We start from the raw sequence: 405 nt of genomic DNA, 5'->3' as shown, positions 1-405 counted from the left end.
CACACCACCGGCGGCCGCCAGGGTGAGGCCTACAGCTCCGACGGGAATCTCGACATCCAGCTCACCCCGCCCGGCGGAAACGGTTCCGGCACCAACCCCGAGCAGCTGTTCGCCGCCGGCTGGTCGGCGTGCTTCCTGAGCGCCATGGGCCTGACCGCGGGAAAGCACAACGTAAAGCTGCCCGCCGAGACCGCCGTGGACGCCGAGGTGGACCTGCTCAACGCCGACGGGGCTTTCTCACTGCGGGCACGGCTGAACGTGACCATCCCGGGTGTCGATCGGGAGACCGCCCAGGCCATCGCCGATGACGCACACCAGGTGTGCCCGTACTCGAAGGCCACCCGCGGCAACATCGACGTCACCATCAGCGTGGCCTGACCGGCACGGGCAGGCCGGGGTTACTCC

1 protein-coding gene is annotated in these 405 nt (G+C 69.4%); it reads left to right on the top strand.

All coding sequences use genetic code 11. From position 1 onward, the window contains the following. A partial coding sequence (locus tag IMZ11_RS44505) for an organic hydroperoxide resistance protein (protein WP_228649823.1) occupies positions 1 to 378 on the top strand: 378 nt, incomplete at its 5' end. Between the last annotated feature and the right edge of the window lie 27 nt (positions 379 to 405).

Source organism: Microtetraspora sp. AC03309 (assembly GCF_020826795.1).
In the GTDB taxonomy this organism is placed as follows: Bacteria; Actinomycetota; Actinomycetes; order Streptosporangiales; family Streptosporangiaceae; genus Microtetraspora; species Microtetraspora glauca.
Note: the sequence above shows the minus strand (reverse complement) of the source record. Positions and strands in the feature narration are given on the sequence as shown.